We start from the raw sequence: 21,969 nt of genomic DNA on the forward strand, positions 1-21,969 counted from the left end.
CCAAGCGACTTGGCCGACCCCGTGAACGAGGCCGTCAGGTTCTCCCAAACCCTTCGGTCTCGACCCTCTCTCAGCGAAAGCCGTGCCAACATAAAAAGTCACATGATTACAACGATTTGGTTATTTCTTGGGGGTGCCGGCGGGGGGCAGAAAGGTTCTGTTAGCCATGTTTGCCCGGCAGATTTTTCCTAGTGGAAGCCCAATCGAAAGGTTCCGTTAACCATTATTACCGTAGCGTTTGCATGTAAGAGGGGCGCACCGCGCTGGGGCATTTGTATCGCGTCACTGTCTGCCAGAAGGCTTCGCTCTTTCGACCCTTTTTGAGATGAGCGAGCCCGGCGACCATGGCAGAGAATGAAGCGGAAGGCGGCACAGCCGCCGAAGGCGCTGAAACCGCTGCGCCGAAGAACAAGCTCAAGATCATCGTCATGGCCGTCGGCCTGCTCGCCGTCCTCGGCGGCGGCGCCGCGACCTGGTTCTTCTTCTTCCGTCACGGCGACGACGAGCATCATGCCGAGGCCGCCCCGCCGCCGAAGCCACCGGCCTTCGTCGACGTGCCCGACATGATGGTCAACCTCGCCGGCGCGCCCGGCGAGCGTGTGCAATATCTGAAGCTGAAGATCGTGCTGGAACTGAAGGAAGAGAAGCAGATCGAGGCGATCAAGCCGACGATGCCGCGCATCACCGACATCTTCCAGACCTATGTGCGCGAGCTTCGCTCCTCCGACCTCAACGGCTCCGCCGGCATCTTCCGCCTCAAGGAAGAGCTGACCAAGCGTGTCAACGCGGCGGTCGCGCCGGTCCAGGTCAGCGCGGTGCTGTTCAAGGAAGTCGTGATCCAGTGAGCATGGTGGGCTAGGGATCATGGCAGGCAACGACCAACCCGACCAGGATGCAATTGCCGCCCAATGGGAGGCCTCGCTCGATTCCGAGGATCCCGCCGAGGCCGCAAAAGCTGCTGCCGAAAACGAATTATCGGAGACCATGGCCCTGCAATGGGCGGCCATGGTCGAGGACGGCAGCCGCGATCTCGGCACCGGCAAGAATTCCGGCGAGCGGGTGCTGTCGCAGGAGGAGATCGACAATCTCCTCGGCTTCACCGTCGGCGACGTCACGCTCGACGACCATTCCGGCATCCGCGCGATCATCGATTCGGCGATGGTCTCCTACGAGCGTCTGCCGATGCTCGAAATCGTCTTCGACCGCCTGGTGCGGTTGCTGACGACAAGCTTGCGCAATTTCACCTCCGACAACGTCGAAGTCTCGCTCGACCGCATCACCTCGGTGCGCTTCGGCGATTACATGAACTCGATCCCGCTGCCGGCCGTGCTCTCGGTGTTCAAGGCCGAAGAGTGGGACAATTTCGGCATGGCGACGGTCGATTCCAACCTGATCTACTCGATGATCGACGTGCTGCTCGGCGGCCGCCGCGGCTCCAGCCAGCTCCGCATCGAGGGCCGGCCCTACACCACGATCGAGACCGAGCTGGTCAAGCGTCTGGTCGAAGTGGTCCTGGCCGATGCCGAGCAGGCGTTCCGGCCGCTGTCGCCGGTGACCTTCACGATCGACCGGCTCGAGACCAATCCGCGTTTCGCCGCGATCAGCCGTCCCGCTAACGCCGCGATCCTGGTGCGCCTGCGCATCGACATGGAAGATCGCGGCGGCAACATCGAGCTCTTGCTGCCCTACGCGACCATCGAACCGATCCGGGCTGTCCTGCTCCAGATGTTCATGGGCGAAAAGTTCGGCCGCGACCCGATCTGGGAAGGCCATTTCGCCACCGAGATCGTCCAGGCCGAGATCGCCGTCGACGCCGTGCTCTACGAGGCTGACATTCCGCTCAAGCAGCTGATGCGGCTCAAGGTCGGCGACACGCTGCCGCTGGATATGCGCGCGGATGCCAACGTCACGGTGCGCTGCGGCGACGTCACCATCACCGAAGGACGCATGGGCCGGGTCGGCGACCGCGTCGCGATCCGCGTGACGAAACCCCTGCGCAAGCCAAGTACGACACTTGCGATGTTCGAGAAGGTGGACGAACAGAACAAGATGATGGAGGCCCCATGAACCACTCTCTAGGAATGGCGATCGAGACGCTGGTGGCCATCCTGCTGATGCTCACGATCGGCTACTGCATCCTGCTCAACAAGCGGCTGACACGGCTGAAGGCGGACGAACATTCGCTGAAAGCGGTGATCGGCGAACTGATCACCGCGACCGAGATCGCCGAGCGCGCGATCGGCGGGCTGAAGCTCGCCGTGCGCGACGTCAACGAGAATCTCGGCAGCCAGCTTGCCGCCGCGACCCAGATGTCGGATCAACTCTACAAGCAGCTCGGTGAAGCCGACAGCGTGGTGCGCCGCCTCTCCAAGATCGCGATCGCTGCGCGGCCGGTGACTAATCCAGAAGCCGCTGCCGCGCCCGCGGCCAAGCCGTCGGCCGCGAAGGCGGTGGCTGCGGCGGCGGAAGCCTTTTCCGAACGTCGAAGGTCCAACGGTCTTGCCGCATAAAGCCATGGTATGAAGTCTTTTCGTAACATCCGCGTCATTCCGGTCGTCCTGGTTGCGGTTGCAGGTCTCGCCACGCTGAAGGTCGCGGGCCTCGTGCTCAATGGCGGCTACGTGTTCGACTACCAGCCGAACACGGTGAAGAAGTCGTGGGCGCAGGAAAATCTGAACTTCCCGACAGGACGGGAAGACCCTGACATCACGGGTTCGACCCATGGCACGCCGGAGGCACCGAAGCCTGCCGCCCCCGAATCCAAGCCCGAGGGCACCGTGGTCAAGGTGGAGGACACCCAGCCGCAGGTCTCGGCCTCGGAGCGGGCGATCCTGGAACGGTTGCAGTCGCGCCGCCAGGAGATCGAGGCCCGCCAGCGCGAGATCGACATCCGCGAGAGCCTGTTGAAGTCGGCCGAGAAGCGCATCGAGAGCAAGGTCGAGGAGATGAAGGCGGTGGAGTCCCGCATCTCCGCGACGCAGGCCGAGCAGAAGGCCGCCGAAGCCCAGCGCATGAAGGGCCTCATCACCACGTATGAGGGCATGAAGCCCAAGGACGCCGCGCGGGTGTTCGACCGGCTCGAGATGGGCGTGCTGATCGAGATCGCCAGCGCGATCGCGCCGCGAAAGATGTCCGACATCCTCGGCCTGATGTCACCGGAGGCCGCCGAGCGGCTGACGGTCGAAATGGCACGCCGTGCCAATGGCGGCGGGGATCAGTCCGCTTCCGCCGGCGATCTCCCGAAGATCGACGGCAAGCCGACGCAAAAGCCGAATTGAGGGCTCATACTTAAGAAGTCCTTAATTGGCAAAATTTACAGTCGACGGCACGGGCCGGCGCCAGTGCCGGCATGGACCGCCGAACCGGAAGAAATGTCGCCAATGGCGCGCGAGGCTGCCGCCGGATTTATGTCGCGAGCCCGCGCCCTGGCGCAGGGGCTGTTGCGTCATGTCCGCACGGTGCCTGCGCTGGCTGCCTGCCTCCTGATCGGCCTCGGGGCTGCCCGCGCCGCCGATCCGGTCCGCGGCGAGGCGAGTTTTTCGGCGGCCGGCGGCTTTGCCCGCCTCGTGATCAAGCTCGGCGAGGACGTTCCCTCCGAGGTGACGACCGCCGGCTCCATCCTCATCATCCGCTTCGACCGGACCGTCGACGTTCCCGTCGATCGCGTCCCGGAAGGTGCGCCCGATTACGTCAATTCTGCCCGACGCGATCCCGACGGCGGCGCGATCCGGCTGTCGCTGGCGCGGCGCGTCACCGTCAACACCATGAATGCCGGCGAGCGCACCTTCGTCGACCTGCTGCCGGAGGGGTGGAAGGGGCCGCCACCGAGCTTGCCGATGGACGTGGTGAAAGAACTCGCCGAGCGCGCACGTGTGGCCGAGCGCGCGCTGCGTGCCCAGCGAGCCGCCGCCGAGAGCAAGAAGCGGCCGCAGATCCGCGTGCGCGCTTCGGTGCAGCCGACCTTCGTGCGCTTCGTGTTCGAGATGCCCGACGGCGTCGGCGTCTCCTCGGTGCTCAACGAGCAGAAGCTCACGCTCGCCTTCAACGCCAATCTCAGTTTCGACCTGGCGGATGCAGTCGTTGCCGCGCCCCCGAATGTCGCCTCGATCAAGCAGAAGGGGGATATCGACCAGACCAGTGTCGAGATCGCGCTGATCGGCGATTCCGACGTGCACTCCTTCCGTGACGAGAAGAATTACGTCGTCGACATCGCCTTCCAGCCTGACAAGGGCAAGGTCGCCGCGACGCCAGAGGCCGCGATTGCGCAAGCCAAGTCCGGGGGACACGGACCGGCACCGGCCGCGGAAAAGCCGGCGGCCGAGAAGCCGAAGGACGCCCATCGCGAGATCACGCCGCCGACCTCGGAGGCGATCGCGCGCGAAGCCAAAATCGATATCAAGCCCGAGGCGAAGCCGGAAGCTCCCGCCGCGATGCCGGCGGTTGAAGCGCTGAAATCGGCGCCGGCTCCCGCAGCATCCGTGACCGAAGGTCCGCCCGCCGCTGAAGCGCCCAAGCCCGCGTTGCCTGCGATGGAGGCAGCCGCGCCTGTCGCTCCCGCCAGGCCGGTGGCGCCTGCGGTGGCCGAGGCGCCCAAGGAGGTCGTGAAGGAAGCTGCAAAGGAGGCGCCTGCCGAGACGCCGGCTCAGGCCGCGCCGCCGCCCACTGCCAGCGTCGATGCGCGCCGCGACAGCGACGGCCTGCGCGTGACGTTCCCGCTTCAGGTCGCAACGCCCGCGGCGGCGTTCCGTCGCGGCGACACCGTGTGGCTGGTGTTCGATTCGCAGAAGCCGATCGACGTCGAAGCGATCCGCGCCAGAGGCGGCGCGATGATCGGCGAGGTCAGCCGCATGCCGCTCGACAAGGGGCAGGCGGTGCGCATCCGTCTCACCCGTCCACTGGTCTATTCCTTGACCAGTGAGGAGGTCGGCAAGGAGACAAACTGGCTGCTCACGCTCGCCGACAAGATCCAGGCGACGCCGCTGCCGCTGATGATGTCGCGCAACATCACCGATCCTGCGCTCGCCAACATCGCTATCCCCTTTGCCAATCCGGGCCTCCTGCACAAGCTCACCGACCCCGACGCCGGCGACACGCTCTACGTCGTCACCGGAGCCCGGCCGGTCCGCGGCTTCATCAAGCGGCAGGACCTCGTCGATCTCTCGCTGCTGGAATCCGCACATGGCATCGCGATCCGGCCGAACTCCGACGAGGTCGGCATCGAGGTCGGATCCGACAAGGTCATTCTCGGCAAGAAGGGCGGCCTGACGCTGTCGCCGGTCGACGTCTCGGCCGAGCGGGCGCCGACTGCGGTGCGGCCGGTCTTCAATCCCGAAGGCTGGCGCAAGGGCCAGTCGGAAGATTTCTGGACGCGCCAGAGCGAGCTGATCACGGCGATCTCCGCGGTCGAGCCGCCGCAGCGCTCGCTGCCGCGACTTGACCTTGCGCAGTTCTACATGTCGCGCGCGATGTATCACGAGGCCAAGTCCGTCACCGACGTGATGCTGACCGACCCCCTCAACAAGGAGGAGAGCGGCGCGCTGATCATGCATGCGATCGCGAGCATCCTGATCGGCCGGCCGGCGCAGGGCCTGAAGGATCTCGCCAATCCCGTGATCGGCAACAGCCACGATTCCCAGCTCTGGAAGGCGCTCGCCTATGCGCGCCAGGGCAAATGGGCGGATGCGCGCGAGAAGTTCAAGAACGTCGAATTCGCCATCGCCTCGCTGCCGCTCGACATCCAGCGCATCGTGACGATGGACGCGATGCGCGCCTCGCTCGAGGTGAAGGACTATGCCGGCGCCTCCAAGCGCCGCGGCGAGATCGAGGTGGTCGGCGTATCGCCGGAGGCGGCGCCCGGCTTTGCCGTTTTGCGCGGCCGGCTCGCCGAGGCGCTCGGCCACGACAAGGATGCGCTCGACGACTATAAATTCGCGGTCGTCTCGGACGACCGGCCGGCGGCGGCGGAGGCCAAGCAGCTCGAAATCGCGCTGCGGCAGAAGCGCGACGAGATCAGCAAGGAAGATGCGCTGCGCGAGCTCGAGACGCTGTCGATGACCTGGCGCGGCGACGCGATCGAGGTCAGGACGCTCCAGATGCTGTCGCAGATGTACTCGGAGAACGGGCGCTATCGCGACGCGCTCACGGCGGCGCGCACCGCGACCAAGCTCCAGCCGAACGCCGAGGCCTCGCGTCAGGCGCAAGATCTGGCCTCCGACCTGTTCACGCAGATCTTCTTAGGTCCGAAGGGCGACGAGCTGCCGCCGGTCGAGGCGCTCGGGATGTTTTATGAGTTCCGCGAGCTGACGCCGATCGGCCGCCGCGGCGACGAGCTGATCCGCCGCCTGGCTGATCGCCTCGCCTCGATCGATCTGCTCGACCAGGCTGCCGAACTGTTGCAATACCAGGTCGACCATCGCCTCGAAGGCGCAGCGCGCGCGCAAGTCGCCGCGCGCCTTTCCATGATCTATCTGGCCAATCGCAAGCCTGACATGGCGATCACGGCGCTGCGCGCGAGCCGCATCAGCGATCTCTCCGGCGAGCTGCGGCAGCAGCGCCTGCTGTTGGAGGCGCGCGCGCAGAGCGACGTCGGCCGCCACGATCTCGCACTCGACATCGTCTCCAACGTCTCGGGGCGCGAGGTGCTGAGGCTGCGTTCCGACATCTTCTGGGCGGCGCGGCGCTGGCGCGAGTCCGCCGAGCAGATCGAGCTCTATTGCGGCGAGCGTTTCCGCGATTTCAAGCCGCTCAACGCGGTGGAGAAGAGCGACATCATCCGCGCCGCCGTCGGCTACGCGCTCGCCGATGACACGATCGGGCTGTCGCGCTTCCGCGAAAAATACGCGCCGCTGATGAGCGAGAGCGCCGACCGGATCGCCTTCGACATCGCCAGCAAGCCGGCAGCTGCTTCCAGCGCCGAATTCGCCGAGATCGCCAAGCTCGCCGCAAGCGTCGACACGCTCGACGGCTTCCTGCGCGAGATGAAGCAGCGTTTCCCCGACGCCACCGCGCGCGCCCCGGCGGCCCCGCAGGCCAAGGACGAAACCGAGCACACCGGCTCGCTGCCCTCGATCCCCGTCGTGCGGCAGATCAAGATGACGCGGTAAGATCCGTTCCAGCCGCACTCTATCATTGATCGGGCGTTCCAGGGTGGATTCAACCGGTGGTTCCTACCCCCCGTAACTCTGCACAAGACTCCCCGCCACCAGCGACCAGCCGTCCACCAGCACGAAGAAGATCAGCTTGAACGGCAGCGAGATCGTCGCGGGCGGCAGCATCATCATGCCCATCGACATCAGCACCGAGGCGACGACGAGGTCGATGATCAGGAAGGGGAGGAACAGCAGGAAGCCGATCTCGAAAGCGCGCTTCAGCTCGGAAATCATGAAGGCGGGGACGAGGATGCGCAGCGCGAGTTCGTCGGGCGTAGCGGGCGGCGGCTCGCCCGAGAGATCCAGGAAGAGCTTCAGGTCCTTCTCGCGCACGTTCTTCTGCATGAAGCCGCGCAAGGGCACGGAGGCGCGCTGGAGCGCGTCCTCGACACTGATCTGGTTGGCGACGAGCGGGCGGATACCATCGTCGTAGGATTTTTGCAGTACCGGTCCCATCACGAAGAAGGTGAGGAACATTGCAAGCGCGAGGATCACCGAGTTGGGCGGTGCGGTTGCCGTGCCCATCGCGGTGCGCAACAGCGACAGCACCACCACGATGCGCGTGAACGACGTCATCATGATCAGGATCGACGGCGCGATCGACAGCACCGTGAGCAGCGCGATCAGCTGGATCGCGCGCTCGGTGACGCCGCCGCCCTGGCTACCGAGATTGATGCTGATGTCCTGCGCATGCGCAGGCATCGCGAGCGAAGCCGCGGCGATAAGGACAGAAAAAAAGAAAACTCTACGCGGGAGGGCTGGCAGCCTCACGAAGACGGCTTCGGACGGCCGAGCAGCGAGGCCATCTCGTCTTCGAGATTCTCAAAGCTGGTCTTCTCCGGGGCCGGCCTGCCCGGCGGGGCGGGCGGAGGCGGCGGCTCGCTGCGTGCCGCGCGCGGCGGAGGTGCCGGCGGCTCGGGCTCAACCGGAGGCGCGACCGTCTCGCCGGCCGGACGGCGCAAGGCGGCTTCGAGGCGCTGGGCCATTTCGGCGAGATTTTGTTCAGCGTTTGACGGCGCGGCAGCGGCCGGCGGAGGAACGGGCGGAGTCTGCGGCACGGGCGGCGGCGGTGGCGCGGCCGCGCGTTCGGCGCGCACCGGCGGCACCTTCACCGGCTCGCTCTGGCGCGGCGGGCGCGGCATCAACGGCGGCTCGTTGCGGGCAACGCGCGGCGGCACGGGCTCGGGACGAAGTTCACGCTCGGGACGCGGTGCGATCGGCTCAGGCGTAAAGCCGGCCAGGGGGTCGCTGCGGCGCTCGGCCAGAGCGGGTGCCGGCCGGCGGACCTCGTCGGCGAAGGAAGGGCGTGCGGGCCGCGGCGGCGGCTCCGGCATTTGCGGTTCGGGATGGTCGAGCACTTCGGGCCGCGGCGCTTCGTCGGCCCAGCCGCTGGTGTCAGGCATCGGGGCGAGGCGCGGCGATTCGGCCACATTGGGGCGCTGCGGAAGCTGGTCGCGGCCGGGCGCAGCACGCACGATGTTGGGCTCGACGACGATGTCGGTGGGGCCGCCGATCATCAGGAGATGCTCGACATTATCACGCCGGACCAGCACCAGACGCCGGCGGCCGTCGACCGCGGCCGCGTCGATCACGGCAAGCCGGGGCATTCTGCCGCGCTGGGTGTTGGCGCCGAGCCGGGTGGCGGCGAATCGGCGGACCAGCCACGCGGCGACGCCGATCAACGCCAGAACGACGATGAACGCGACAATGAAAGTGATAGGGCTACCGTTCATACCTGTCCCCGGTAAATGGCGCTTCTCTCGTGCCTATGGTCGGATGTGCCGACCACCGGCTGCGATGCCCCAAACTGCGATCTCTTAACGTCCCACGGCAAGTTTTGCCGTCCCCAACTCTTAATAACCCATGAATCGCCCGATCCAAAACGACTTCTTGGCCTGTGCACGCGCCGCCAAACGGTTGGGTTAATGCGGCTTTTGGAATGCGTAGAATCACGGGGCGCGCAATGCATGTCCCAGCCGGATACATGCATCCGCCGCGCCTTAACCACCTGTTAACCATACACGCGGCAAATTCTGCCTAGCTTCGGGCCTTGGGCCCTGCGAGGCGGAAGGAGCCGCAACGATGTCCATCAATGACCTCCCGGTGCTGTCGGCGCTTCGCACCAAGATGCAGTGGCACCAGGAACGCCAGCGCGTCCTGTCCGAGAACGTTTCCAATTCCGACACGCCCAGTTTCCGGCCACGTGATCTGGTCGAGCCGAAATTCGACAAGACCGGCGTTCCGGCGGGCTCGATGGGCCCCCTGGCAATGACCGTCACCAGCGCTTCCCACATGACGCCGTCGGGCGCGGCCTCAGGCTTCGACCAGAACAAGAATGCAGGCTTCGAGACTCGCCCTGCGGGCAACGCCGTCAATCTCGAGGAAGAGATGATGAAGTCCGCCAGCAACCAGATGGATTATGCCGCGGTGACCTCGCTCTATTCCAAGAGCCTGCATCTTCTGAAGACGGCGATCGGCAAGGGCTAGAGCTAAAGGAGCCGTATCATGGCCAATGACAGCAGCGACTTTGCCCGTTCGATGGCGATCGCAACCTCCGGGCTGCGGGCGCAGGCCGGGCGCATGCGGGTGATCTCGGAAAACATCGCGAATGCGGATTCGACGTCGCCGACCGCCGGCGGCGATCCCTACCGGCGCAAGGTGCCGACGTTCTCCTCGGCGCTCGACCGCACGCTGGATGCGCAGGTCGTCACCCTCGGCAAGATCAAGCCCGACCAGTCCAACTTCCGCGTCAAATACGAGCCGAGCAATCCGGCGGCGGATGCCAGCGGCAACGTCAAATATCCCAACGTGAATTCGGTGGTCGAGATGACCGATATGCGCGACGCGCAGCGGTCCTACGAGGCCAATGTCAATATCATCAGTGCGACGCGCCGGATGATCCAGCGCACGCTCGACATCCTCAAGAGCTGAACGGGAATCCTAAGCCATGGCAACACCGACAATCGCCGCCAATGCTTACGCCAACCTTGCCCGCGTGCTGGAAAACGGCGGCGTCGGCAAGGGCAGCGAGGCGAGCGGGCAGTCCTTTGCTTCGCTCCTGAAAGACGCTGTCGGCAGCGTCATGGAGTCCGGCCGCAAGTCCGATGCGCAGACGGTGGCGATGGCCGCCGGCAAGGCCAACGTGATGGATGTGGTGACGGCGGTCGCCGACACCGATGTTGCGGTGTCCACGCTGGTCTCGGTCCGCGACCGCGTGATCGCAGCCTACGAGGACATCATGAAGATGCCGATCTGATTTGCTTGTCATTCCGGGGCGCGACGAAGTCGCGAGCTATGATGCGCAATTGCGCATCTGAGAATCCATCGTGCCACCGACGCTGCTGCTGAATGGATTCAGGGCTCTCGCTTCGCGAGCCCTGGAATGACGAAAATCAATTGAAGGAGAAACAGAAAATGACCGGACCTGAAACCCTCGACGTCGCGCGCGATGCGATCTGGACCATTGTGATCGTGTCTTCGCCGCTGATGGTGGTGGGGCTCGTGGTCGGCGTGGTGGTGTCGCTGTTCCAGGCGCTGACCCAGATCCAGGAACAGACGCTGATCTATGTGCCGAAGATTTTGGCCATCTTCGCCACGATGCTGCTGGCATTACCCTTCATGGCCGACGCACTCCATTCCCACATGTTGCGGATCTCGTCGCGAATCATCGGCGGCTGAGGCACAATGCGCGGGTCATGCGCATCGACGTCTCGCTGCTGCCGGCGCTCGCCGCGGCCTTCATGCTCGCCTTCGCCCGGGTCGGTGCGATGGTGATGCTGCTGCCGGGGCTGGGCGAGACCAACATCCCGACACGGGTGAAGCTGTCGATCGCGCTTCTGCTCACGCTGATCATCCTGCCGCTGCATCGCAACGCCTACCATGTCGAGATGGGCTCGCTCGCACCGATGCTGGTCTTGATGCTGCATGAGATCGTGATCGGCATCGTGCTGGGCGCGACTGCGCGCGTGACGCTCGCGGCCCTCCAGGTCGCAGGCGCCGTGATCGCGCAGCAGATGGGGCTCGGCTTCGTCACCTCGGTCGATCCGACGCAGGGGCAGCAGGGCGTGCTGGTCGGCAATTTCCTGACCATGCTCGGCGTGACACTGCTGTTTGCCACCGACAGCCATCACCTGGTTATCGCGGCACTGAACGACAGCTACGCGATCTTCGCGCCGGGCGAGACCGTATCGAGCGGCGACGTCGCCTCACTTGCCACTCGGGCTTTTTCCGCCGCGTTTCTGCTCGGCTTGCAGCTTTCCGGGCCGTTCCTGGTGTTCGGCCTCGTCTTCAATATCGGGCTTGGCGTGCTGGCGCGGCTGATGCCGCAGATGCAGGTCTATTTCGTCGGTGTGCCACTGTCGATCTTCGCGGGCTTCCTGGTGCTGGCCATGGTGCTCACGGCGATGATGGGCACCTACCTCGACTACTTCATCGGTGTCATGCACCAGATGATGCCGCTCAAGTAACGGGTGATCGATGGCGGAAGACAACGATCCAGAGAGTCAAACAGAAGACCCGACGCAAAAACGGCTCGAAGAGGCGCTCGAACGCGGCGACGTCGCCAAGAGCCAGGAGATCAACACCTGGTTCATGATCGCGGGCGGCACGCTCGTGGTCTCGACGTTCTCGGGCTCGATCGGCAGCGGGCTGTTGACGCCGATGCGCAATCTGCTCGCCAATTCCTGGATGATCAAGACCGACCCCGGGAACCTGCTCGTCCTGATGCAGCAGATCGAAGTCGCGGTGTTAGCTGCGGTCGGCGTGCCGCTATTGATGCTGGTGCTGGCCGCCATCGCCGGCAACATGCTCCAGCATCGGCTGGTGTGGTCGGCCGAATCCCTCAAGCCCAAATTCAGCAAGCTCTCGCCCGCCGCCGGCTTCAAGCGCATTTTCGGCAAGCAGGCGGCGGCGAATTTTCTCAAAGGCATCGGCAAGCTGATCGGGCTCGGCGCGGTCATGACCATGGTCCTGTGGCCGGAGCGGCACCGCATGGAGGCGATGGTCAAGCTCGATCCGTCCGCCATGCTGGGCACTACCACCAGCATGACCATCCATCTGCTCGGTGCGGTGGTCGCTGCACTCGCGATCGTCGCCATCGCCGACTATCTCTTCCAGTATCGCAGCTGGTTCCAGCGGCAGAAGATGTCGCTTCAGGAGATCAAGGAAGAGTTCAAGCAGTCCGAAGGCGACCCGCACATCAAGGGCAAGATCAGGCAGTTGCGGCAGCAGCGCGCCAAGAAGCGCATGATGTCGGCGGTTCCAAAGGCCTCCGTGATCATCACCAACCCGACCCACTATTCGGTGGCGCTGTCCTACGAGCGCGGCATGTCGGCGCCGATCTGCGTCGCCAAGGGCGTCGACAATCTCGCCTTCAAGATCCGGGAGATCGCGCGCGAGCACGACATTCCGATCGTCGAGAACGTGCCGCTGGCCCGCGCGCTGTACGCGACCGTCGATATCGACCAGGAAATCCCGATGGAGCACTACCATGCGGTTGCCGAAGTCATCGGCTACGTCATGCGGATGAAGCGCGGATTTAGTGCCGCACGGCAATAAAAGCCCTGAAAGTACCGGAAATGGCTGTAAACTGGGAATCAGCGTACGTTTCGCTCCTGCCGCCCTTGCGTCTGCGGGGCCAATTCAGGCAGGGAGGACCCCGCGTGCTGCGTAGCGCGTTGATTCTCTGCCGACAGGTTGTGCCAGCGTGAAATGACTGCCGAGACCGACCACGATCTGTCCCGCGAGCCCGTTGCGGCGCATGAGCCTTCGCCGCGCTCGGGGAGCATTGCGCTGGTGCTGCTGGTGGCCACCGGGCTTGTCGCGGTCGCCATCGGGCTGATGACGCTCGGGCGCGCGCAGGCGCAGCCCTATATCCTCGGCATCCTCGCCGTGCTGGCGATGACCGGCCTGTTCAACCTGTTCGCCTTCGCCGCCGGCATCATCCGCTTCGTCGACCGCAATCTCGACGATCCCGTGATGGGGCGCATCGCCGACCACGCCTTCGATGGCCTCGCGGTCACCGATCCCCGCGGCCATGTGGTCTATTCCAACGCGGCCTATTTGACGCTGACCAGTGCCTCCGGCCCGCAGGACGTGCGGCCGGTCGAGCGTGTCTTCATCGGCAATCCCGACGTCTCCGAAGCTGTGTTCCGCCTGCTCAAGGCGGCGCGCGAAGGCAAGCGCCAGCAGGAAGAGGTCCGCATCTCCGGCCATGACGGCAGCCAGGGCCGTTGGCTGCGCATGAGGGTGCGTCAGCTCGGTACCGGCAGGCGCGAGGCCAAATATGCGGTGTGGTCGATCGCCGACATCACGCGCGACCGCGAACGCCAGGAGGACGTGTTCCAGGAGCTCCAACACGCGATCGAATATCTCGATCACGCGCCTTGCGGCTTCTTCTCGGTCAATCCCGCCGGCGAGCTCGCCTATGTCAACGCAACGCTGGCGAACTGGCTCGACTACGACCTCGCGGAGATCGGTTCGGGCGGACTGAAGCTCGCCGACATCGTCTCGGGCGACGGCGCCTCGCTGCTCAGCTCGATCGTGGCGGTGCCGGGCGAGGTCAAGACCGAAGTCTTCGACATCGACCTGCGCATGCGTACCGGCAAGACTATGCCGGTCCGGCTTTATCACAAGCTCGCGTTTGGCGCCGACGGCGCGCCCGGGCCGTCGCGCACGCTCGTCATCAGCCGCGCCCGTGACGAGCGCAGCGATCCCGACCGTGCCGCGGAAGTGCGCTTCATGCGCTTCTTCGATCACACGCCGATGGCGATCGCCACGGTCGACCGCAGCGGCAATGTCGTGCGCGCGAACGCGCGCTACGCCAAGCTCGGGCAGGCCCTCGGGCTCGACAGCGCCAGCAAGTCGATCTTCCGCGCGGTCAATTCGCGCGACCGGCACCTCTTGATCGCGGCCATCAACCAGGCCGCCGAAAACCGGGCCGACATCGCGCCGGTCGAGGTTGCGCTGGAAGGAACCAAGGAGCGCTGGGGCCAGTTCTTCGTGACGCCGGTCGATGCGGCCGAGAACGACGCCGAAGCTGCGATCGTGCACATGCTCGAGACCACCGAGCGGCGCGCGCTGGAGAACCAGATCAACCAGTCGCAGAAGATGGAGACGGTCGGCCAGCTCGCCGGCGGCATCGCCCACGACTTCAACAACGTGCTCTCCGCCATCATGATGGCGAACGACTTCCTGCTGAACGCGCACAAGCCGACCGATCCGTCGTTCCAGGACATCATGCAGATCAAGCAGAACGCGACGCGCGCCGCGACCCTGGTGCGGCAGTTGCTTGCGTTCTCGCGCAGGCAGACGCTGCGGCCGCAGGTGCTCGATCTCGGCGATGCGCTCAGCGACCTCGCCATGCTGCTGCGGCGGCTGATCGGCGAGAAGGTCAAGCAGGAGACCATCCACGGCCGCGATCTCTGGCCGGTGAAGGTCGACGTCTCCCAGTTCGAGCAGGTGGTCGTCAATCTCGCGGTCAACGCGCGCGATGCGATGCCCGACGGCGGCAAGCTGATCATCCGCACGGCCAACGTCAATACCGAGGATGCGGGCAAGCTTGCCTACAAGGGCATGCCGGCCGCGGATTATGTGCGGATCGAAGTCGCCGACACCGGCACCGGTATTCCGGCCGACATCCGCGACAAGATCTTTGAGCCGTTCTTCTCGACCAAGGAGGTCGGCAAGGGCACCGGCCTTGGCCTCTCCACCGTCTATGGCATCGTCAAGCAGACCGGCGGCTTCATCTATGTGGATTCCGAGCCGGGGCAGGGCACCTCGTTCCACATCTTCCTGCCACGCCATCATGCCGAGCCGGAAGAGCAGGTCGAGCAGCCGGCGGTAATTACCAATGGCGCCGCGAAGGACGCCGCGCCTGCGGCGGAAGCCAAGCCGCGCACAGATCTCACGGGGCAGGGCACCATCCTGCTGGTAGAGGACGAAGAGGGCTTGCGCGCGCTGAACGCACGCGGCCTGCGCTCGCGCGGCTACACCGTGGTCGAGGCCGAGAACGGCGTCGAGGCGATGGAGATGCTGGAAGAGCAGAGCGGCGGGATCGATCTCGTCGTCTCCGACGTCGTCATGCCTGAGATGGACGGACCGACCTTGCTCAAGGCCATGCGCGAGAAGAATCCCGACATCAAGTTCATCTTCGTCTCCGGCTACGCCGAGGACGCCTTCGAGAAGAGCCTGCCCGAGGGCCAGCAGTTCGACTTCCTGCCAAAGCCGTTCACGCTCAGCCAGCTCGTGGCGGCGGTGAAGGAGACGATGGCGAAGGCAGGGTGAGGGTCTCGCTCAAGTGCCTCTCCATCGTCATTGCGAGCGCAGCGGAGCAATCCAGAGTGCGTCCGCGGCGGTAGCCTGGATTGCTTCGCTTTGCTTGCAATGACGGGGGTGCAAACTCGCCGGTAACCGGCGACCACAGTTCCGCCGTGCATTCCCGCCAAACCCCCGCCAAATCTGGGTTTTTGCTCATCCCCGCGACTGAGGGCCGCAGCCGGGGGTTCCGAAACCGGCTTCCCTTTTTGGGAAGTCTACCCATCTTAGTGGCACATCCCCATGCCGGGGATTTGGGAAACGAACATGAATTTCTCGCAATGGTCCCGCCGTCTCGTGAAGACGATTGCCGTCGTGCTGGCGCTCGCGCTGCCGGCGGTGCTGGCGATCTCGTCCGCTGATGCCCGCGTCGGCGGCGGCTTCTCGTCGGGTTCGCGCGGTTCGCGGACGTTCTCGGCCCCGCCGTCGACCACGACCGCCCCGGGGTCGACCTCGCAGTTCAACCGCACCTTCACCCAGCCGGGCGCAGGCATGAACTCGGCCGCGTCGGCGCCTGCGCGCGGCGGCCTGTTCGGCCGCGGCGGCGGCTTCCTGGGCGGCCTTGCGGCCGGCTTCCTCGGCGCCGGCCTCCTCGGCATGCTGTTCGGTGGCGGCCTGTTCGGCGGTCTCGGCGGCCTGTCGTCGATCCTGGGCCTGATCATCCAGATCGTGCTCGTCGTGTTCGTGGTGCGGCTGGCGATGTCCTGGTGGCAGCGCCGCAACGCGCCGCAGGCGGCCTATGCCGGTGCCGATGCTGGCGCCGGTCCCGGACCGCAGACGAGCTATCGCAGTGGTCTTGGTGGCGGCTTCGGCTTCGGCGCCAACAATGCGCCGCTCGAAATCAAGCCGGCCGATTACGAGGCGTTCGAGCGCCTGCTCGGCGACATCCAGGCCGCCTGGTCGAACGAGGACGTTGCAAAACTGCACACGCTCGCGACGCCGGAAATGGTCTCCTATTTCGAGAAGGATCTCGCAGAGAACCGCGCGCGGAATGCCGTCAACAAGGTGACCAACGTCAAGCTGTTGCAGGGCGACCTCGCGGAAGCCTGGCGCGAAGGCGAGACCGACTATGCGACGGTGGCGCTGCGCTTCGCGCTCACCGACAAGACGGTCGACCGCAACACCGGCGCGATCGTTGCCGGCAGCGAGCAGCCAAGCGAGGTCACCGAAGTCTGGACCTTTGCCCGCCGTCCCGGTGCGGCTTGGGAATTGTCGGCGATCCAGCAGACCAACTGATCGCTCGCATAGCGAGGAACGAGGGCGTCGTGCTTCGGCACGGCGCCTTTTTCTTTGAGCCGCGTATATCCGATCCGGCCGTGCATTTGCGCGAAGCACTTAATTGCTTGTTGCCCGCGCGGAGCTCCCGCAATTTCGCGCCTGCCGGTTAGAGAAGGAGATATTCGGTGAGTCAGTCTGTCGCGCGCTCCAGGACAAATCACGAAGCCATCGTCAGGAATTCGTCCCTGCCGCTGGAAGCGATCGAAACGGCGTATGACCGGATCGAAGCCGAGCGCGACCGCAATTGCTGGATTTATCTCCGCCCGCGGGAGGAGGCGCTCGAAGCATGCCGTAAGCTCGTGGCGCGCGCGCGGACAGGCGAAAATTTTCCGCTGCTCGGCATTCCCTTTGGTGTGAAGGACAATATCGATGTCGAGGGAATGCCGACCACTGCCGCATGCCCGGCGTTCAGCTACACGCCCTGGCATTCCGCGCACAGCGTCGAACGCCTCACCGCAGCCGGCGCAATTTGCCTCGGAAAGACCAATCTCGATCAGTTCGCCACAGGCCTGTCCGGCGCGCGTTCGCCCTATGGTCCCTGCGCGTCGGTTGCCGATGCGCGCTATATTGCGGGCGGCTCCAGTTCCGGGTCCGCGGTCGCCGTGGCGGCCGGGCACATTGCGTTCGCGCTCGGCACCGATACCGGCGGATCCGGCCGCATACCTGCCGGCTTCAACAACATCGTCGGAATCAAGCCGACCGTTGGGCTGGTGTCATCACGCGGGCTGGTGCCGAATTGCCCGACGATCGATTGCGTTGCGGTGTTCTGCAATACTGTCAGCGATGGCGAGGCGATCCTCGAAATTATCGAAGGGTTCGATTTCGAAGATCCCTACAGCCGCCTGCCCAGAGCCTTTTCTTTTGCCAGCGGGGCGGTGCCATCGTTCCGGTTCGGCCGCATTGCGTCCGCCGATCTCGAATGCTTCGGCATGCCGCAATGCGGGGAGCTCTATGAGCGCGCCTGCGAGCGTTTCACGCAGATCGGAGGAACGGCGATTGAGGTTGACTTCGCCCCGTTCCGCCAAGCCGGCGAGTTGATGTTCAGCGGACCCTGGGTGGCAGAGCGGCACTCGGCCATCGCTTCGCTGATGGACATCGATTCCGGCTCCCTGCTTGATGTCACGAGGACCGTACTGGGCTCAGCCGCCGGCTATTCGGCGACTGACACGTTTGGTGCCATTCACCGGTTGCACCGGCTTCGCCGCGACGCCGAGGCGATCTTTGCGGGGATAGATGCGCTGGTGGTCCCGACCGCACCGCGGCCGTTCACACTGGAGGAGATGTATCGCGATCCAATCACCCTCAACAATCGCCTCGGCTACTACTCGTACTTTGCCAATCTGCTCGATCTCTGCGGCGTGGCGGTTCCGAACGCGACATTGCCGAACGGCATGCCCATGGGCGTGACCCTGCTGGCGCCGGCCTGGCATGATCGCGCGCTGATCGGACTGGCGCGGCGGTTCGAGGCCAGTGCAGGCCGAGCGGCGTTCGAATTGAAGTCCGGCGGCTGAAAGGCGGATATTATTCCGCCTCCTGCCCGAGCGTCGAAAGATCCAGGATCGAAATCACGGATCTGTCGTACCTGATCACGCCTTCCTCCTGGAGCCGCGCGAGTTGCACTGTCACCCATTGGCGGGTGGATCCGATGAGATTGGCGAGATCGCCGTGGGTAAACGGCATGCCGACGACGATCTCGCTGTCGCGCTTCACGCCGTAGACGTGCGACAGGAAGATCAGCAGGCTATGCAGCCGCTCGGTCACCGAGCGCGTTCCGAGCATCTGGGCCATCGCCGAATAGCATCGTGCCTTGAATGCCAGGGCATCCAGCAAGGCGACGGCGATTGCCGGCGATTCCAGCGCAAGCCGCCGCAGCGCCGGTCCGGGCATGAACGTCAACCGGCTGCGTTCGGCCGCAACCGATGACCACATGTGCGGGCCCGTTCCGAATATATCGGGTCCGCCGACGAAGTTGCCGGGAAACCAGTAGGCGAGCGTGACCTCGCGCCCCGACGGCGCCGCATAGTAGCTGCGTATGCGCCCCTCGCTGATCAGGTAGATCCCGGCCTGTGCGTCGCCCTGCGACCAAACCAGCTGGCCGGCTTCCAGGGCCTTCTCGCGTCCGATCGCACGCAAGCGATTGCAATCAGCCCGGTTGAGTCCGTCCAGCAAGCCGGGCAGCGGCCTAACGAGATCGTCCGACTCGGCCAGCATCACACCTGCCGCTACCGCGCTGTTCGCCCTGTGCATCGCCGGCTCCGCAGTGAGACCTGGCATCGGTCATACAAGAACCATGCCAGCGCGCTGCGGTCCGCTTCTCGATCTGCGAGTTCTGGGCGATCAGCTCGCGTCCGACTGATTGAACGCCCGCAGCCCTTCTGCGCGGATGACGTCGAGACAATCCTTCTTGAGGGAAAGATAAGTTGGCTCGACCAAGATAGAACTCGACCGCGGGCGCGGCAGCTTGACCGCGACTTCGCGCAGGATGCGGCCGGGTCCCGCGCTCATGATGAGGACGCGGTCGGCCAGCACGATGGCTTCATCGATGTCATGCGTGACGAACACGATTGTCGCCTTGATCCGGTCGCGCAGCTCCAGCAGATTGTCTTGCATCACCGCCCGGGTCTGCGCGTCGAGGGCCCCGAAGGGCTCGTCCATCAGCAGCACCCGGGGCTGATTGGCCAACGCTCGCGCGATCGCCACGCGCTGTTGCATGCCGCCGGACAGCGTGTTCGGATAGGCGTCAGCGAAACGCTTGAGACCGACCATCGCGATTAGATCGTCTGCGATGGCATTCGCTTCCGTCGTGGACTTCCCAAGCATCCTGGGGCCGTGGGCGATGTTCCTGCGGACGGACTTCCAGGGGAAAAGATGCGGCTGCTGAAACACCATGCCGACATCGGGTCGCGGGCTGTAGACACGCGAGCCCTCTACCAGGATGTCGCCTTCAAATGGCACTTCCAGTCCGGCGATCGTATTGAGCACCGTCGACTTGCCGCAGCCGGAGGGCCCGACGATGCAAACGAACTCGCCAGGTGCCACGTCAAAGGAAACGCGATCCACCGCGAAGGTCTGCCCGCGGTTGGTATCAAAAGCGATGCTCAGGTTTGAGACTTGAATGGCCGGTTGTTTCCGCGCCGATTCGACGGAGGCTGGCGAACTTGCCAGAGCCAGTTTCATGATCGATCGAGGTCCCGACATCAACGCCACCAGACAGTCCGTTCCGCAACAGCCGAAAACAGCCGGTCGGCAATGAACGAAATCAACCCGAGCGCTGCGAGCCCGCCCATGACCTGGCCGGTTTGCATATTCTGCTGCGCAATCTCGATCCTGTAGACAATGCCGGCGAAAGCGCCCGCAAGTTCGGCCGCGACAAGCGTGTAAAAGGAGATGCTGACGGCGGTGCGCAACCCGACCACGATGTAGGGAAGCGCGCCCAGCAGCACGATCTCCTGGAGCATCTGCCGCCGGGGCGTGCCGAGCATCAACGCCGCCCGAATCAGGCCGCGGTCGACCTTCTGCACGCCGATGTGGGTCGAAAGCCAAACCGTGAAGAACACGCCCCATACGACGAGGAACAGTTTTCCTGCCTCCGACAGGCCGAACCAGAGGATGACGATCGGCACGAAAGCAATCGGCGGAATTGGCCGCAGGATATGGAATAGCGGGGACAGCAAGCTCGAAATAACAGGGAACTGGCCGGTGAGGATACCGAGCAGGATGCCGAGCGCGCCGCCCACGATGAATCCCGTGGTGACGCGAAAGAGGCTGGCCAGCAGATCGCCAAGGAACTGTCCGCTTCGTATCCACTCAAGGACGGCCGCAGCAACCACCGTCGGCGGCGGAAACAGCACCATGTTGACGGTCCCGGAGCGGGAGACCAGTTCCCAGAGGCCGACGAACAAGGGAAGCGAAAGCGCCCCGACCAGAATATTGAGGCGGCGAAGACGAGCTGAATCCGGCCGCCGACCGCGACCGTCGGTGCGGAGAGCAATCTCTTGTCGTGCTGAAGTGCCATCCTGCATGGCGGTGCGGGTGCCTATTTCCACGAAAGGGTGACGCGTGCGGGAGCGACCTTCTTCAGCGGCTCGGTGACGACGACCTTGCCGAAGTCGGGCATCGCCGCTCCCGGAGGATGGTTGCCGCTCTCGAGGCGCCATGCGGAGTGGGTCTTGAGAATCTCCATCAGCCGGTCGTCGAGACGCACCCGGTAAACATAGTCGGCCCAGATGGGGGCGAGTTCGTCCCGCTTCATGCCGACCGCGTCCGCCACGACCGTGATCGCTTCATCCGGGTGTGCCTTCATCCAGACCTCGGCATCGATCAGTGCGGCGATGAATTTCTCGACCAGCGCAGGGTTGGCATCCAGATAGGGCCTCATGACGACGATGTTGAACGTCTCGGAGTAAGTGCCCGTTGTATCGAGCTCAGCGACGGCTTCGCCCAGGGCCTTCTTCGCGTTGGCGATGTGGGGCTCCCAAGTATCGATCGCGTCGATGCTTCCTGCTGCAAGTGCCGGCAGCATTTCCTGCGGCCGCAGGTTGACGAGGGTGACATCCTTGGGAGTCAATCCCGCCGACTTCAGCAAAGTCGCCGTGTAAACCTCGCTGCCCGTGCCGGCCGTGAATGCGATTCGCTTGCCGCGAAGATCTGCCTTGGTCTTGACGCCGGCCTTGGCCGCGACGACCGTCTTGAGGTCGGAATATTCCATGCCGGCGACGAAGGCGATGGGCTGGTTTGCCATCGCCGAAGCGGTGACCGGCGCCTCGGCCGTCGTCGCGATGTCGGCGCCGCCCCCGATCACGGTGTCCAGGCACTGCTTGCCGGACGTGAAGTTCGAGACCGTGATGTCCAGTCCGTTCTTTTCGAAGATTCCCTTCGATTTGGCGACGATCGCAAGGCCGGAGATCGGTCCGAGGTTTTGCGCAAGCCGGGCTTTGAGCAATTCCGCGGCCGAGGCACAGTCCGGACTGATGGCAAGGCAGCAAAGCGCGGCATAGCTGGCAATTGCCGCGATTGGGCGGACGGTGTTCCAGTGCATGACGATCTCCCCTCGCGCCGCGCCCGGCGGCAGCCCCGATGTGATCGCGGATACCGCCCTGAACGGTTCCGCAACAGACTCCCGCGTCCTCCCCTGGGCGATCGCTTGAGGATCGGCCCACATTGGTATGCTCGCCCGGCACTCCGGTCTCGGGAAGCAATTAATCGACATGGCCTTCGGGGCGACCGGTCC

20 protein-coding genes are annotated in these 21,969 nt (G+C 64.7%); 14 read left to right on the plus strand and 6 right to left on the minus strand.

Going from position 1 to position 21,969, the window contains the following annotated elements:
• Positions 1–344: 344 nt before the first annotated feature.
• The 5 genes from fliL (at position 345) to ABIB73_RS16520 (ending at position 7,103) form a co-directional block, all read left to right on the plus strand.
• Positions 345–845, plus strand: coding sequence for a flagellar basal body-associated protein FliL (fliL, locus tag ABIB73_RS16500; protein ID WP_354225393.1), 501 nt, complete (start codon positions 345–347; stop codon positions 843–845).
• Between the two features lie 19 nt (positions 846–864).
• A complete protein-coding gene (gene fliM, locus ABIB73_RS16505) occupies positions 865–2,067 on the plus strand; it encodes a flagellar motor switch protein FliM (protein ID WP_354225394.1) in 1,203 nt (400 codons plus the stop codon).
• On the plus strand, positions 2,064–2,510 hold the full coding sequence (locus ABIB73_RS16510; RefSeq protein ID WP_354225395.1) for a DUF6468 domain-containing protein: 447 nt from the start codon (positions 2,064–2,066) through the stop codon (positions 2,508–2,510). Before fliM ends, ABIB73_RS16510 begins: the two co-directional genes overlap by 4 nt.
• Before the next feature lie 9 nt (positions 2,511–2,519).
• Positions 2,520–3,278, plus strand: coding sequence for a MotE family protein (locus ABIB73_RS16515; RefSeq protein ID WP_354225396.1), 759 nt, complete (start codon positions 2,520–2,522; stop codon positions 3,276–3,278).
• A gap of 102 nt (positions 3,279–3,380) precedes the next feature.
• Positions 3,381–7,103: a tetratricopeptide repeat protein gene (locus ABIB73_RS16520; RefSeq protein WP_354225397.1), complete on the plus strand. Its 3,723-nt coding sequence runs from the start codon at positions 3,381–3,383 to the stop codon at positions 7,101–7,103.
• A gap of 63 nt (positions 7,104–7,166) precedes the next feature.
• On the opposite strand, the gene fliP is transcribed toward ABIB73_RS16520, so the two are convergent.
• Together fliP and ABIB73_RS16530 are read right to left on the minus strand one after the other, a co-directional pair.
• A complete protein-coding gene (fliP, locus tag ABIB73_RS16525; protein WP_354225398.1) occupies positions 7,167–7,919 on the minus strand; it encodes a flagellar type III secretion system pore protein FliP in 753 nt (250 codons plus the stop codon).
• Positions 7,916–8,881 (minus strand): flagellar biosynthetic protein FliO, encoded by a 966-nt coding sequence (locus tag ABIB73_RS16530; protein ID WP_354225399.1) that lies wholly within the window; start codon positions 8,879–8,881, stop codon positions 7,916–7,918. The genes fliP and ABIB73_RS16530 overlap by 4 nt, the downstream gene beginning before the upstream one ends.
• Positions 8,882–9,230: 349 nt before the next feature.
• Here ABIB73_RS16530 and flgB point away from each other — a divergent pair, with 349 nt between their 5' ends.
• The 9 genes from flgB to atzF all read left to right on the plus strand — a co-directional run bounded on the left by flgB (position 9,231) and on the right by atzF (position 18,250).
• A complete protein-coding gene (gene flgB, locus ABIB73_RS16535; protein WP_354225400.1) occupies positions 9,231–9,635 on the plus strand; it encodes a flagellar basal body rod protein FlgB in 405 nt (134 codons plus the stop codon).
• An 18-nt stretch (positions 9,636–9,653) separates the two neighbouring features.
• Positions 9,654–10,079: a flagellar basal body rod protein FlgC gene (gene flgC / locus ABIB73_RS16540; RefSeq protein WP_354225401.1), complete on the plus strand. Its 426-nt coding sequence runs from the start codon at positions 9,654–9,656 to the stop codon at positions 10,077–10,079.
• 16 nt (positions 10,080–10,095) lie between these two features.
• On the plus strand, positions 10,096–10,404 hold the full coding sequence (gene fliE / locus ABIB73_RS16545) for a flagellar hook-basal body complex protein FliE (RefSeq protein WP_354225402.1): 309 nt from the start codon (positions 10,096–10,098) through the stop codon (positions 10,402–10,404).
• Positions 10,405–10,562: 158 nt separating this feature from the next.
• A complete protein-coding gene (fliQ, locus tag ABIB73_RS16550; RefSeq protein ID WP_007612284.1) occupies positions 10,563–10,826 on the plus strand; it encodes a flagellar biosynthesis protein FliQ in 264 nt (87 codons plus the stop codon).
• A gap of 17 nt (positions 10,827–10,843) precedes the next feature.
• Positions 10,844–11,614, plus strand: coding sequence for a flagellar biosynthetic protein FliR (gene fliR, locus ABIB73_RS16555; RefSeq protein ID WP_354225403.1), 771 nt, complete (start codon positions 10,844–10,846; stop codon positions 11,612–11,614).
• A 10-nt stretch (positions 11,615–11,624) separates the two neighbouring features.
• Complete coding sequence (flhB, locus tag ABIB73_RS16560; protein ID WP_354225404.1) at positions 11,625–12,704, plus strand: flagellar biosynthesis protein FlhB; 1,080 nt, start codon at positions 11,625–11,627, stop codon at positions 12,702–12,704.
• A gap of 153 nt (positions 12,705–12,857) precedes the next feature.
• Positions 12,858–15,431: a cell cycle histidine kinase CckA gene (cckA, locus tag ABIB73_RS16565; protein ID WP_354225405.1), complete on the plus strand. Its 2,574-nt coding sequence runs from the start codon at positions 12,858–12,860 to the stop codon at positions 15,429–15,431.
• A 273-nt stretch (positions 15,432–15,704) separates the two neighbouring features.
• Entirely contained in the window at positions 15,705–16,697 is a 993-nt protein-coding gene (locus tag ABIB73_RS16570; protein WP_354225406.1) for a Tim44 domain-containing protein, read from the plus strand.
• Positions 16,698–16,864: 167 nt separating this feature from the next.
• On the plus strand, positions 16,865–18,250 hold the full coding sequence (gene atzF / locus ABIB73_RS16575; protein WP_354225407.1) for an allophanate hydrolase: 1,386 nt from the start codon (positions 16,865–16,867) through the stop codon (positions 18,248–18,250).
• Between the two features lie 10 nt (positions 18,251–18,260).
• On the opposite strand, the gene ABIB73_RS16580 is transcribed toward atzF, so the two are convergent.
• From ABIB73_RS16580 to ABIB73_RS16595, 4 genes are all read right to left on the minus strand, one after another.
• Positions 18,261–18,986 carry a Crp/Fnr family transcriptional regulator gene (locus tag ABIB73_RS16580; protein ID WP_354225408.1) on the minus strand — a complete coding sequence of 242 codons (726 nt, stop codon included), beginning with the start codon at positions 18,984–18,986 and terminating at the stop codon, positions 18,261–18,263.
• A 90-nt stretch (positions 18,987–19,076) separates the two neighbouring features.
• Positions 19,077–19,916, minus strand: coding sequence for an ABC transporter ATP-binding protein (locus ABIB73_RS16585; RefSeq protein WP_354225409.1), 840 nt, complete (start codon positions 19,914–19,916; stop codon positions 19,077–19,079).
• Between the two features lie 20 nt (positions 19,917–19,936).
• On the minus strand, positions 19,937–20,761 hold the full coding sequence (locus ABIB73_RS16590) for an ABC transporter permease (protein ID WP_354225921.1): 825 nt from the start codon (positions 20,759–20,761) through the stop codon (positions 19,937–19,939).
• A 14-nt stretch (positions 20,762–20,775) separates the two neighbouring features.
• The gene (locus ABIB73_RS16595; RefSeq protein WP_354225923.1) at positions 20,776–21,948 is read right to left on the minus strand and encodes an NrtA/SsuA/CpmA family ABC transporter substrate-binding protein; all 1,173 of its coding nucleotides are present in this window, start codon (positions 21,946–21,948) and stop codon (positions 20,776–20,778) included.
• Between the last annotated feature and the right edge of the window lie 21 nt (positions 21,949–21,969).

Source organism: Bradyrhizobium sp. F1.4.3 (assembly GCF_040548375.1).
GTDB lineage: Bacteria > Pseudomonadota > Alphaproteobacteria > Rhizobiales > Xanthobacteraceae > Bradyrhizobium.